11 protein-coding genes are annotated in these 12,896 nt (G+C 44.1%); 6 read left to right on the top strand and 5 right to left on the bottom strand.

The genetic code is table 11. The annotated features are described in order from the left end of the window. Positions 1–61: 61 nt before the first annotated feature. Together der and AC1XUF_RS30000 are read left to right on the top strand one after the other, a co-directional pair. Complete coding sequence (gene der, locus AC1XUF_RS30005) at positions 62–1,372, top strand: ribosome biogenesis GTPase Der (protein ID WP_483345566.1); 1,311 nt, start codon at positions 62–64, stop codon at positions 1,370–1,372. 323 nt (positions 1,373–1,695) lie between these two features. Beyond that, on the top strand, positions 1,696–2,076 hold the full coding sequence (locus AC1XUF_RS30000) for a hypothetical protein (RefSeq protein WP_483345565.1): 381 nt from the start codon (positions 1,696–1,698) through the stop codon (positions 2,074–2,076). A gap of 59 nt (positions 2,077–2,135) precedes the next feature. On the opposite strand, the gene AC1XUF_RS29995 is transcribed toward AC1XUF_RS30000, so the two are convergent. From AC1XUF_RS29995 to AC1XUF_RS29980, 4 genes are all read right to left on the bottom strand, one after another. After that, on the bottom strand, positions 2,136–2,972 hold the full coding sequence (locus tag AC1XUF_RS29995; RefSeq protein WP_483345564.1) for a fumarylacetoacetate hydrolase family protein: 837 nt from the start codon (positions 2,970–2,972) through the stop codon (positions 2,136–2,138). Positions 2,973–3,109: 137 nt separating this feature from the next. Then, positions 3,110–5,974 (bottom strand): excinuclease ABC subunit UvrA, encoded by a 2,865-nt coding sequence (gene uvrA, locus AC1XUF_RS29990; RefSeq protein ID WP_483345563.1) that lies wholly within the window; start codon positions 5,972–5,974, stop codon positions 3,110–3,112. A 114-nt stretch (positions 5,975–6,088) separates the two neighbouring features. Continuing rightward, positions 6,089–6,877, bottom strand: a complete 789-nt coding sequence (locus tag AC1XUF_RS29985) for a cysteine hydrolase family protein (RefSeq protein WP_483345562.1) — start codon at positions 6,875–6,877, stop codon at positions 6,089–6,091. 30 nt (positions 6,878–6,907) lie between these two features. Further along, the gene (locus AC1XUF_RS29980; RefSeq protein ID WP_483345561.1) at positions 6,908–7,459 is read right to left on the bottom strand and encodes a hypothetical protein; all 552 of its coding nucleotides are present in this window, start codon (positions 7,457–7,459) and stop codon (positions 6,908–6,910) included. A 95-nt stretch (positions 7,460–7,554) separates the two neighbouring features. Between AC1XUF_RS29980 and AC1XUF_RS29975 the strand changes: the two genes are divergently transcribed. The 4 genes from AC1XUF_RS29975 (at position 7,555) to AC1XUF_RS29960 (ending at position 11,979) form a co-directional block, all read left to right on the top strand. After that, positions 7,555–8,844: a hypothetical protein gene (locus AC1XUF_RS29975; RefSeq protein WP_483345560.1), complete on the top strand. Its 1,290-nt coding sequence runs from the start codon at positions 7,555–7,557 to the stop codon at positions 8,842–8,844. A gap of 77 nt (positions 8,845–8,921) precedes the next feature. Further along, a complete protein-coding gene (locus tag AC1XUF_RS29970) occupies positions 8,922–9,899 on the top strand; it encodes a glycosyltransferase family 2 protein (protein WP_483345559.1) in 978 nt (325 codons plus the stop codon). A 23-nt stretch (positions 9,900–9,922) separates the two neighbouring features. Next, complete coding sequence (locus AC1XUF_RS29965; RefSeq protein WP_483345558.1) at positions 9,923–10,672, top strand: DUF5672 family protein; 750 nt, start codon at positions 9,923–9,925, stop codon at positions 10,670–10,672. An 83-nt stretch (positions 10,673–10,755) separates the two neighbouring features. Beyond that, the gene (locus tag AC1XUF_RS29960) at positions 10,756–11,979 is read left to right on the top strand and encodes an OmpA family protein (RefSeq protein ID WP_483345557.1); all 1,224 of its coding nucleotides are present in this window, start codon (positions 10,756–10,758) and stop codon (positions 11,977–11,979) included. A 102-nt stretch (positions 11,980–12,081) separates the two neighbouring features. On the opposite strand, the gene tpiA is transcribed toward AC1XUF_RS29960, so the two are convergent. Continuing rightward, positions 12,082–12,843, bottom strand: coding sequence for a triose-phosphate isomerase (tpiA, locus tag AC1XUF_RS29955; protein WP_483345556.1), 762 nt, complete (start codon positions 12,841–12,843; stop codon positions 12,082–12,084). Positions 12,844–12,896: the final 53 nt, after the last annotated feature.

The following is a 12,896-nucleotide window of genomic DNA, read 5'->3' as shown; positions in this document are numbered from 1 at the left end:
AAAAATAATGAACGAAAAGAGGCTGTAATTAGTCGCTTGGACCACAATTAAAGCAGCAAAAATGGCAAATATAGTTTCAATCGTCGGTCGCCCTAATGTCGGCAAATCCACGTTATTTAACCGACTGACAGAGAGCCGCAAGGCAATTATGGATAACCAGAGTGGTGTTACCCGCGACAGGCATTATGGTTATGGAGAATGGACAGACCAGTATTTTACAATAATAGATACAGGGGGTTATGTAGTAGGTTCTGATGATATTTTTGAAGGTGCAATCCGCGACCAGGTGGAGCTGGCCATTGAAGAGTCAACTGTAGTTTTATTTATGGTGGATACCATGACAGGCCTCACTGACCTTGATAAGGATTTTGCAAATGTTCTCCGACGATTTGATAAGCCCGTATATCTGGTAGCGAACAAAGCAGAAACCACAGAACGCTATCAGTCGGCAGCGGAGTTTTATGAGTTGGGCCTGGGGGATGAGATCTTTGCGATTTCTGCTCAAACAGGTTTTGGCACAGGCGAGCTATTGGATAAAGTGGTTGAGCATTTTGAGACGTCTGGTATTGAAAATCCGGAAGAGGGAATTCCCCGTATTGCCATTATGGGCCGTCCGAATGTTGGTAAGTCGTCATTCCTGAATGTATTGACAGGAACTGACAGAAGTATCGTGACCGATATCGCCGGTACGACGCGGGATGCGATCCACACCCATTATAATGCATTCGGGATGGAATTTATCCTCACAGATACTGCCGGAATCCGACGCAAATCAAAAGTGAAGGAGGATATTGAATTTTACTCGACTTTGCGTTCGGTAAAGGCAATGGAGGAATCAGATGTTTGCATTGTCCTTTTAGATGCCACTTTGGGATTGGAGGGCCAAGATATGAACATCATAGGCCAGGCAGATAAGGCCAAAAAAGGTATTGTGATCATGGTCAATAAGTGGGATCTCGTCGAAAAGGATTCTAAAACAGCCGATACATATAAAAAATCGCTCCTCGAGAAGTTGGCGCCAATGAATTATATGCCAATCATCTTTGCTTCCGTAGTGGAGAAACAGCGCATTCACCAGGTGATGGAGAAGGCCATGGAAGTTTATCAAAATAAAACCAAAAAGATCACTACCTCGCGTTTCAACGAGGTAATGCAGGCTGAAATTGAGAAGTACCCGCCGCCGGCACACCGGGGAAAGTACATCAATATCAAATATATGATCCAACTTCCGACTCCTTCTCCGACGTTCGTATTTTTCAGCAGCAACCCGAAACATGTTAAGGAACCATATTTGAGATACCTGGAAAACCGTATCAGGGAAAATTTTGATTTTTCGGGCGTTCCCATCACAATCTTCTTTAGAGAGAAATAGAAGATACTTAAACGTACATTACAAATGCCGGGGGTATGCCTCCGGCATTTTTTATTTGTCGGCTCCCAGGCACGTTTCAGTCTCCAAAAGCAGCAGTTCGTCTTTTTTGTGTTCCCTGGCTGCAACCTTTTATATTAACTTCGCATCTGTTAACCGATTCATAATTGCCGTTCAAAACAGAGGTGTGAAAAAATTTCATAATTTTTGTTAAAAACAAGGTACTATGTATTGCAAGATACCTATTAAAACATATATATTTGTAGAGTCAATTAGTTACAGCGAGTTAGCCCCGGTTTATTCTGAACGACTGAAAAACATAAGCCATGAAAAAGATTCAAATTCTCCTCTTAATATTAACGCTTTTCAGCCTTCAGGCCGGAGCAACAGGTTATGCCCACAATATGTTTGTAGCCCACAGAAAGCTGCAGGCAGGTAAAGATGTCGTGATTGAAAAAGCGGTTGTTAAAAAGGCCAAGCCATCGATAAAAGTAAAACAGGCACCCGTTTTTGTAAATGCAAAACTGACAAGCGACGTGTCTGATGCGGCAACTCTTGATCAAAGAGTTGTGAATGAGGGCCCCGCTTCGTTTTTTAACAACAGCAAAGACGAGGAAAACGATGAATCGATGGTCACCAAATTGGTAACGATCGTGCGTTGTGTCATTTATGCTTTTATTGGAGCACCACAACTGAGTCATTCGTAACCAATACTTCTATCTATATTGAAAAAGCTGCAAGGTTCATTCTTGCAGCTTTTATTTTGTTACCCTACCGTATTAGTCAATGTTCCTATCGGTTCGATGGTAATATGGATGATGTCATCTTTTTGAAGAGTGAAATCGGACGGGGGGATGATTCCTGTACCGGTCATCAGATAACAGCCATGTGGAAACGCCATTTCCCTGAAAAGGTAAGACAGCAATTCTTCGGGCTTACGCTTCATTTGGGATAACGTAACTTGCCCGTTAAATACTTCCTCACCTGTACGGAGAATAGACAGGTCAATAATAGTATCTTCACCCAAGGGATACTCAGGGACATATAGACAGGGGCCGAGGGCGGCACTGCCCGTGTATGATTTTGCCTGGGGCAGGTACAGAGGGTTTTCGCCTTCAATGCTGCGAGAGCTCATGTCGTTACCAATGGTGTATCCAATCAATACGCCGGATGAAGATGCGAAAAGCGTTAATTCAGGTTCGGGAACATCCCAGGTAGAATCCCTCCGAATGCGCACTGTTCCGTGGTTTCCAACAACTCTCCATGCTGTTGATTTGAAGAAAAGCTCGGGGCGCTCGGCTTCATATACCCTGTCGTAAAAATTTCCCCCGCCAGCTTTTTCAGATTCTTCCATACGCGCCGTGCGGCTTCTGAAGTAAGTTACCCCCGAAGCCCATACTTCCTGCGATCCGATAGGCGGCAGAATATCGGGCATTGGAATATCATCCGTGAACGTGAGCGGGATTAAGTTTTCAATTTGTATCTCAAGCCACTCGTAAAGATTGTCGCGGTTCACTGCAAGATCCCAGTCATTCTCATGTAAACGGTAAAAAATGTCGTCATTTTCAAGAAGAATGCCTTTTTCAGTTTTATATAACTTCATTGGATGCTGGTATTGGTTAAATTTCAATAAGGCTGTGCCTGCTGCTCTTTACTCTAAAATAATACGGTTGCGGTCTTGATTTGGACTATCGGACAGGTCTTGGTAATAAGGTAATAATCTAACTTCCCCGCCATGAATTATATCTTTTCCTTTAAAAACGCTGCGGTATAGTTATTCTCAAGTTTAACCATCTCCTCCGGCGTGCCGGCGAACGTGAGGTAACCTCCTTTTTCACCGCCTTCCGGTCCGAGATCAAGAATCCAGTCAGCGCTTTTGATTACTTCCATGTTGTGCTCAATGATAATCACACTATCCCCTTGGTCCACGAGTGCATTGATGGCTTTCAACAACTTCTTAATGTCATGAAAATGCAGGCCCGTTGTAGGTTCATCAAATATGAAAAGCATCTTCCCCTTATTGGTTGAGCCCTTACCCAGGAATGAGGCTAGTTTCACACGTTGTGCTTCCCCGCCCGAAAGCGTGTTCGACGATTGCCCAAGCCCTACGTATCCCAAGCCTACTTCCTGCAAAGGCATGAGCCTGTCTGAGAGCTTAGGCTCGGCCTCCTTGAAAAATTCAATAGCTTCATCCACAGTCATATCCAGGATTTCTGCAACATCTTTGTCCTGATACTTCACTTCCTGAATTTCTTGTTTAAACCGTTTTCCATTGCACCCTTCGCAGGTTAGATAGATATCGGCCATGAATTGCATCTCAATTTTGACCTGGCCTTCGCCCTGACAAATCTCGCAACGTCCGCCATCTACGTTAAATGAAAAATGGGATGGCTTGTAACCCCGTGCTTTTGAAAGAGGCAGATCAGCCATCATCTGACGGATATAGTCGTAAGCTTTAATGTAAGTAACCGGATTGGACCTGGAAGATTTTCCGATGGGATTCTGGTCAATCATTTCCACGGCCTCGATTCTGTCTGTACTGCCTGAAAGTTCGTCAAAACGACCTACTTCCTCGCTAAATTCACCCTTGAGACGCATTAAGGCAGGATACAATATTTTACGGATCAGAGTCGATTTACCCGAACCACTGACCCCTGTCACAACCGTCAGATTATTAAGTGGGATTTTGACATCCAGGTCTTTAAGGTTATTTTCTCTAGCACCTTTGATTTCCAGATGGTGAAGTGATTTTCGTCTGATTTTTGGAACTTCAATAGCATCATTCCCTAAAAGAAAATCAAGCGTATGCGATTTGGCCTCCAGTTCTTCATGCCTATCTATGCCATTTTCACGCAAACTGACAATATCTTCTTGGTTTCCCTGGAAGACAACGTGTCCGCCACCGGTACCAGCTTCAGGGCCGATATCGATAATCTGGTCTGCCGCGTGCATTACCTCTTCTTCATGTTCTACCACGATAACGGTGTTTCCCAGATCCCGCAGCGATTTAAGCACCCCCACCAGGCGTTGGGTATCTCTCGGATGAAGCCCAATGCTTGGTTCGTCCAGAATATACATCGAGCCAACCAATGCACTTCCCAATGAAGTCGCGAGCTTAATACGCTGAAATTCTCCGCCGGATAAAGTACTGGTTAACCTGTTCAATGTCAGGTAGCCAAGCCCAACGCGGTTCATATAGTCCAGGCGCGTTTCAATTTCTGTCAGAACACGTTTTGCGATCTGACGGTCGTGTTCGCTGATTTCAAGATTCTGGAAGAAGGCGGAAACGTCTTCAATGGGCATTAAAACCAAGTCGGTGATCGAGGCGCCGCCGATTTTTACAAAAGAGGCATCTTTTCTCAAACGAGATCCGCGGCAGTCGGGACAAGTAGTGCGCCCCCTGAACCTGGATAACATTACCCGGTATTGAATCTTATAAGTCTGGGATTCCAATTCCGCCACGAAATCGTTAATACCCTGAAAGTATTGGTTACCTGTCCAGAGTAGTTCCTTCTGCTGAGGGGTCAGGTCTTTATACGGTCTGTGAATGGGGAAATCGAACTTAACTCCATTGCGGACAAGCGGAACCAGCCAGTCATTCATTTTTTCGGTACGCCATGGTGCTATTGCACCTTCATATACCGAGAGGCCCTTGTCCGGAATAACCAGATCAGGATCTATTCCCAGGATTTTCCCAAAACCTTCGCATCTCTTGCAGGCTCCGTAAGGATTATTAAAGCTGAAAAGATTGACACTTGGCTCTTCAAAAATCATCCCGTCCAGCTCAAACTTGTCGGAGAAAACCCGTTTTTCAACATTAACAACCTGGACAATACAAACTCCCTCACCTTCAAAAAAGGCGGTTTGAACAGAATCGGATAGCCGGTACTGGGTATCTTCGTCGTCATGCCTAATACCGGCGCGGTCGATGAGTATGAATATCTGATTGCCGGCCTGCGAAAAGTCGTCAGGACGTTCCAGAACATCTTCAATAGAAACTACTTCGTCATTCAGCACGATCCGGTTATAACCTTTTGAAAGCAAGATAGTAAGCTCTTCTTGCTGGGAGCGGCCTTCATGGACCAGAAGCGGTGCAAGAATCATCACGCGGGTCCCTTCTTCATGGGCCAGCATATAGTTAACAACATCTGTTACCGAGTCTTTTTTGACCAGATTTCCTGAAACCGGCGAGAAGGTGTGTCCGATGCGTGCAAACAGCAATTTGAGGTAGTCATAAATCTCAGTGGATGTGCCTACCGTAGATCGCGGATTTCGTGTATTCACTTTCTGTTCAATCGCAATGGCCGGAGAAATGCCTTTAATGTACTCAACCTCGGGCTTTTCCATACGACCAAGGAATTGCCGCGCATAACTGCTCAGACTTTCTACGTACATCCGCTGACCTTCCGCAAACAGTGTATCAAAAGCCAGCGATGATTTACCGGAGCCCGAAAGGCCGGTGATCACAACCAGTTTATTGCGAGGAATAGCAACATCAACATTTTTAAGATTATTAACCCGGGCACCTTTGATCAGAATGTATTTTCTTGGATCCAGATCATCGAATTGGGAAGCCTCAATCCGAGGTACAGCTAAATGCATCATAGGAGAAATTCAAGTGGATATTCGGTACAAGTTTGTAATGTACCGATCTTTATACAAACCAAAAGTCAGGTTATTTAGTTTGGCACTCTACAGAGGAAAGTAAGTCTGCCAATACTAAAGAATCAGGGAATTTGCCTTCGAAAAAGTCATTCCTTTTTCCCCTACCTCTTCGAAAATGGGATCAGCCAGATGTCCCCAATTGGTCACGTCCGACATACAATCAGAGAGCACCGTCACTTTTGGAATAAGTGCTGGCGCGTATTTTAATATCTGATTGATACTGGTAGCGACACAATGTGAGCGTGCCTCACCTGCTACCAATACCTGATCAAAGAATTCGAGTTGCGAAAGAAAACCGTTGTTCAATTCTGTTTCTGGCGCATTATCTACCGGCACCTGCGCTTTGAACACGCCAAAGTGCTCTGTCAGGGGATTGATCCCTTTTGGAATAGCCACATAGTCCCGACCGGTCCGGTGTGTCCAGGCGAGCAGCGAATGCATGAGCGTATCGTCAAGTGCAGCACCTCTGGAGCCTACAAGGCAATGTTCCGGCCAGATGAAATGATTGAATTCACCCTGACTTTCCAAGGTTTCAAGATAGCGAACAACATAGTCTTTTTGATAGCGCGGAACCCATTTTCCTGCTTTAACAGCCGCACTGGTGATTAATGTAAAAGGCGCCACAGTATTCCCGTTCTGGTCTTCCCAAAATAGGGGATGGGCAATATCCAGCACTCTGTGGGTATCCAGTGTTATAAAAATACGATCAATTTTATCGCCGTCCAGGGCAATCAGTCGCGTAATTCGTTCTATGTCCTGTTCGGAACCTGGAACATAAAGTGCTCCTTCCGGATTGCAAAAATCGAACTGTGCGTCAATGATCAACAATGCTGTTTTTTTCATAGCCGGTTTAAAATTGAAACTTTACAATAACTAGCCCTCCATTTCCTGAGGTAAGCCAAGTTGCCGGGCATACATCCGCGAACAAAGGCTGTAAACCGAATGGAGCATCCGGTTGGCGTCTTTGACATAGTCCACACGATAATCCTCCTCCAGCTTTTCCAAACCATTAAGAATAGTCAGCGCTTTCTTGGCCAAATACAGCGCGCATGTGTCTGCCCGGGAAGAGTAGGTTTTCAGTATATCAGGATACTTGTCCATAAAAGTATTGAGCAGGAACAGGTTGAGCTCCAAGCCTCCGATTTTATCCTTAGTCACTTTCACATGGTAAGCAATGTCGCCGCTGAGACTGCGCATATCCATCAAAATCCATCCAGGTGTGTTCTGGTTGAACTTGGAGGTTCGGACAATGTTCGCCATCAGGTCTTCCCGGCGCTCCAGAACCGTAGAACTTTCCTCGATAAGCTCAAAATGCAGTCTGTCAGCGAGTGTTTTATCCTTCGTGATTAGCCTGAGTAACAATTTATCCTTTTCTTTGGCAGGCATCTGGACAATCGCCTTCTTAAGTTGGTCAGGTAAGGCCATTCAAATGCATTGATAATTTTATTTAGAATCGCGGGATCTGCAATGGAACTTTATAGCTCTCGGGAGCTGTAAGTTCTTTGACAAAAATATCAGATATGAGTAAATATCTCTCAATCGGTTTGAGCATCGCCATTTTTTTAATTTTTGGATATACTCTACTGCTGAATGCCCAGGATACTCCTTCATTTGACGATTACGACACCACGCTGAATTTCATCAGAAGATTTTATTTTGATCACAATCCAATTGGTATCAGAAAAGACATTTTGTTAAGTCGGCACAACGAGCACCGGATCCTGTTTTCGAAATCAACCGCCGCCGTTTATTATTATCTGTTTGATCAGATCAATTTCCGAAATCTGATACTTTTTCAGAATCTTTTTCTCGTTGCTTTTTTTGTATTATTAATGGTTTTAATAAAACAAAAAAAGCTGTTTTTTCCGGAAGTTGTGCTTTGGGTATGTCTATTTCTGTTTAGTCTCGCTTTTTGGCAGGTAACCTTTTATTATTGGGGAGGAATTCAGCATTATACGGTATTTTTCTTCTCTATTCTCAGTTTATTTATGCTTGATAAAACTGTCGGGATGTGGGATCCGGATTTTTTTATTGCACTTGCCGCGGCGGCAATCGCTGTGCTTTCTTTCGGTAATGGTTTTATTGCACTTTTCCTTGGTGGATTTATTTTAAGCGTCAACCGCAAATGGATGATGTTGACTGTCTGGGGCTTAATGAGTCTGTCATTGCTGATCGTTACTTTTTTTATAAATTCTCCGATTGACCATGCTGCCCGCGCGACGTTCAACTTCGAGTGGATGATGCGTTTATTGCTTACGTTTCTGGGAAGTTTTGTATATGTCAACCCTAACCAAGGCCAGTATATCAATATCATTGTATGTATGTTTGTCGGTATGGGGGTTCTGGCAATATGGATCTGGCTGTTTTTCAAGGGTTATGCATTCAAAAGTCCGTTACTATATGCTCTTTTGTCCATGCCAATCCTGACGGGAATAATTGTCTCGATTTCGAGGTTTGAGGCGAAGTCGGCCGGAGGTATTGCACCACGCTATATGTTTTTTACAGCAACTATTCCCATTTTTCTGGTTTTAACGCTGTTGGATTCCAAATTGATCAAAATGACCCATTTGCGGGTCTTGTCTGGTTTTTTTCTCCTCGTATGGGCAGGGTCTTTTTATAACAACCTGAAAGAAGTCCGAAAAACAAATGGAGAGATCGTTATGAATTTGCAACGATGGGAAAAGGATCACAGCACACCGCTGATATCCGGCGGCAGATCGGAAGAGATTTCAGAGATATTAAATTGGGCAACAAATCATGATGTTGTTCGTATTCCAAAGAAGGACGTAGTTCCAGATGATTCTGAGTGAAAGTAGCGTCCCGGTATGTGAAACGGGCGCTTTTAGTATTAAATTTCGGTTTTGTATTTAAATTTTACGTACACAATATGGTTTCAGTAGCCATGTGCACTTACAACGGGGCAAAGTATCTGCCTGAGCAGTTGAAGAGCATTGCTGATCAAACAGTTTTGGTTGATGAATTAGTGGTGTGCGATGATAGGTCTGGAGATGATACTCTTGCAATCATAAAATCTTTTGCAGCTACATGCAAATTCCCCGTACATATCTATGTCAATGAACAAAATCTGGGCTCCACCAAGAATTTTGAAAAATGTCTTTCTCTTTGTCAGGGCAATATCATTCTGCTTTCCGACCAGGACGACAGGTGGCGTAAGGACAGGGTCCAGAAGCAGGTCGACTATCTCGAAAAACATCCCGACGTAGATGCTGTATTTACGAATGCCATGATGATGGACGATTATTCGGAACCGACTGGAAAGACCATCTGGCAGGAAATCGAATTTGACGAACGCGGGCAGACCAAATGGAGAAACGGAAAGCCTTATGAAATCCTCTTCAACGGTTTCGTGGTGACCGGTGCGACGTTGGCGATCAGGAAATCTTGTCTTGAAAGACTTATGCCTTTTCCAACGCATGTCCCTGATTTGATCCATGACGCCTGGATCGCGGTTGTTCTCAGCCTGCAGGGTAAGATCGATTTTATACCCGAAACGTTGATCTATTATCGGATGCATGCAACCCAGCAAGTGGGATTTGGGAGTAAGGTCGATAAGGTTCAGCTAAAAGACAGGCTGTTGAGAGACCGCAATAAAAAGCTTGTTCCATTGAGGGAAAAAGCAGATAGACTCAACGAACTTTACTTGTTGCTTCGGGCTATCCCTTTTGTGCCCCGAGAAAAACTGATCAAGTTATATTTATCGCAAAAACACTTTTACACAAGGGCATCACTTCCCGGAAACAGGATGAGAAGGCTCCATCCGGTTGTGAACCAAGTGGTAAGAGGTTATTACAGGTTTAGCAGTAAGGATTGGTGGTTACCTGCAATCGGGGACTTGCTGGAATAAAATAGTTAAATGATTGTAAACCCATGCAGGAAAGATCTTCTGTTGCCGTAGTGATACCTTTATATCAGCCATTTCTGACTGAAAATGAGGAGATATCGCTGAGGCAGTGTCTGAAGGTATTGTCCGGTTATCCGGTTAAAATCATCAAACCAAGGAGCCTGGCCGCGGATTTTATCAGCCTTAAATATCCTTCCATTGAGCTTATTTCACTGGAAGATCGTCATTTTGAAGGTATAGCGACATATAATAAGCTTTTAATTTCCATTGATTTTTATAGGCAGTTTACCTCATACGAGTATATTTTGCTCTATCAGTTAGACGCATTCGTTTTTCGTGACGAGCTGATGCAATGGTGCCGGAAGGGTTACGATTATATCGGGGCCCCCTCTTTTCACCAACAAGAGTTTGATGCATTGCAGGCAGGATCAAAGGATGTTTTTGCCAAGGCACTTGCCAGCCGTCGTTATGTGCTCAATGGTGGCCTTTCCTTACGGCGCATTTCCGCTTTTATCGGGTATTTGCAGATTTACAATACATTTTATCCTTCATGGAAAGGAAACGAGGATATGCTGTTTTCACAGGCAGCGACCCGGCTTATACCCATGAAATTGTTCATAAAGCTCCCATCCTGGCGGGAAGCCCTGAGATTTGCTTTTGAGAAAAGCCCTGCCGCGACTTATGAACTTACCGGCCACCAGCTTCCTTTCGCCTGTCATGCCTGGGAGCGTTACGACCCAGCTTTTTGGTCGCATTTTATCCCGGACTATCAGTAGGTGTGGTAGTTTAACAATTTTTAACAAACTAACAGGTGGTTTCACGCGTTCTTGCAGTTATTAAAAACTAACAATTTAAAACCATGAATTTCAAATTGCTTCTGGCTTTTTCCGGCGCGATTATACTTTCATTCCATACCACTTTCGGACAGATAACAGAAAACCCAAAGGTTGAAGAACAATCGCAACCCTATGTAAAAATTAAAAAAGTGGAACTTACAGACCGGTATACTATTATCTATTTACAGTTTACAGAAACCCGGGCGAGTCAGTCCGTACCTAAGCAATTCCCCTTTCCCTTCCCACAAGGGCCGGACCAGAAATTTAAGACAGGCGGTAACCAGATTTGGCTTGATCCCGAAACGAGATTATATAAACCGGGCGAAATCGAAAAAAAGTTCAAGTTCATCAAAGCTGAGAACATTCCTACCACCAGCAGAAAAGAAGTAACAGCGGGTGAAACGGTCGATTTCGTGGCCTATTTTGAGCGCTTAACTCCTGGTATAGAAGAATTTGACTTTTATGAAGGCCGAAGTTCGCAAGGATCTCAGTCGTGGAATTTTTATGGAGTACACATCAAAAACCCGGTAAACAGACAGCCGACAAAGATATCAAAACCGGCAGCGAAGGTAGAAGCACCTGTGTCTAAACCGGTTGAAGAGCCCATTATTAAAAATCCGCAGCCAGAGAAAAAAATGAGTGGCGCGCCAGTTATTACCGGGACAATTTATAATGCGAAAACTAAAAAACCGATCGCTGCGCAGATCAGTTACCTGGAGAATGGGGATTCATTGCAAATCAGATCTTCATCTGGCAAATATCGGATCGGTTTGGATCCTTCGGGGAAATATGATCTGAAGGTTTCGGCAAAAGGCTATTATGGTACGTCAATCAATGTTACGCCCGCCGACTCGTCGGACAATACAGCATTCGACCGGGACGTTTACCTGACCCCTTTGACCGTGGGTGAAACCATTACACTTCCTAATATTTATTTTGAAACTTCACAATTCACGCTCCTCCCAGAGTCATATGAAGAGCTCAATGGACTGGTAAATATGATGCGAGAAAGCCCTACCCTACAAATTAGGGTGGAAGGGCATACCGATAATGTAGGCGATTTTGACAAAAATCTTGAATTGTCTAAAAAAAGGGCGGAAGCTGTTAAATCGTATCTTATCGAAAAGGGCATAGATGCTGCCCGGATTGAAGCGAAAGGATATGGTGCTACAAGGCCTATCAGCAAGGGCGGGGTAGAGGATCGGAAGAAAAACCGCAGGGTGGAATTTGTAGTGACGCAAATGTAAATCGCAAAGATCAGTGATGGTCATTTATTGTCAGAAATAGGCAGGTATTGTTTTTAGATATTTCAATACATGACCAGGCCTGGCAATAAATGACCATTGTTTTTACCGGGCTTTGATAATATTGATAAACTCCCTTGATTTAAGGGATGCACCTCCAACCAGTCCGCCGTCGATATCCGGTGCTGCAAACAATTCCGGTGCACTTGCTGCGGTAACGCTTCCGCCATAAAGGATGGAAATGTCGTCGGCTACACCAGCTCCATATTTTGAAGCAATGTGCGCGCGTAATGCGGCATGCATTTCCTGCGCCTGCTCAGCACTGGCGGTAAGTCCGGTACCGATTGCCCAGATTGGTTCGTAAGCGATAATGACGGATAACAGTTGTTCTTCAGAAAGATGGAAAAGGCTTTCAGTGATCTGATTTTTTACAAATCCGATATAATCTTCATTCTGGCGCTGGTGGAGGGACTCACCGCAGCAAAAGATCGGGGATACGCCATTGGCCAGCGCGGTATTCACCTTTTCAGCCAAAAGCGCATTTGTTTCGTTGAAATACTGGCGACGCTCGCTATGCCCGATGAGCACATATTCAACACCGATAGACTGCAGCATCTGCGCAGAAATTTCACCGGTGAAAGCACCCGAGACCTTTTCGGAACAATTCTGGGCCGCCAATGAAAAATGAGGGACGTCTTCTATATATTTTTTGATCGTGGTGAGATAGATGGCGGGTGGGCAGAGGATGATTTTCGCATCATTTTGAACTTCATCTTTGGCCATATTAACCAGCTCGGAGGTGAGCGCAACTGCCTCATCCAGAAGTTTGTTCATCTTCCAGTTACCGGCAACGATTTTTTTTCGCATGAGAAAATTTTTATTGTGAAATAAGGTCTTTTTACGCAACAAAATTACCATAA

The organism is Dyadobacter sp. HNCC25DJ185, from assembly GCF_056895195.1.
This window is presented reverse-complemented; position numbering and strand designations above follow the sequence as displayed.

Excerpts from the sequence above, each read along its gene's own strand:
- der (WP_483345566.1), top strand. The coding sequence starts at position 62 with ATGGCAAATATAGTTTCAATCGTCGGTCGCCCTAATGTCGGCAAATCC.
- AC1XUF_RS30000 (WP_483345565.1), top strand. The coding sequence starts at position 1,696 with ATGAAAAAGATTCAAATTCTCCTCTTAATATTAACGCTTTTCAGCCTT.
- AC1XUF_RS29995 (WP_483345564.1), bottom strand. The coding sequence starts at position 2,972 with ATGAAGTTATATAAAACTGAAAAAGGCATTCTTCTTGAAAATGACGAC.
- uvrA (WP_483345563.1), bottom strand. The coding sequence starts at position 5,974 with ATGATGCATTTAGCTGTACCTCGGATTGAGGCTTCCCAATTCGATGAT.
- AC1XUF_RS29985 (WP_483345562.1), bottom strand. The coding sequence starts at position 6,877 with ATGAAAAAAACAGCATTGTTGATCATTGACGCACAGTTCGATTTTTGC.
- AC1XUF_RS29980 (WP_483345561.1), bottom strand. The coding sequence starts at position 7,459 with ATGGCCTTACCTGACCAACTTAAGAAGGCGATTGTCCAGATGCCTGCC.
- AC1XUF_RS29975 (WP_483345560.1), top strand. The coding sequence starts at position 7,555 with ATGAGTAAATATCTCTCAATCGGTTTGAGCATCGCCATTTTTTTAATT.
- AC1XUF_RS29970 (WP_483345559.1), top strand. The coding sequence starts at position 8,922 with ATGGTTTCAGTAGCCATGTGCACTTACAACGGGGCAAAGTATCTGCCT.
- AC1XUF_RS29965 (WP_483345558.1), top strand. The coding sequence starts at position 9,923 with ATGCAGGAAAGATCTTCTGTTGCCGTAGTGATACCTTTATATCAGCCA.
- AC1XUF_RS29960 (WP_483345557.1), top strand. The coding sequence starts at position 10,756 with ATGAATTTCAAATTGCTTCTGGCTTTTTCCGGCGCGATTATACTTTCA.
- tpiA (WP_483345556.1), bottom strand. The coding sequence starts at position 12,843 with ATGCGAAAAAAAATCGTTGCCGGTAACTGGAAGATGAACAAACTTCTG.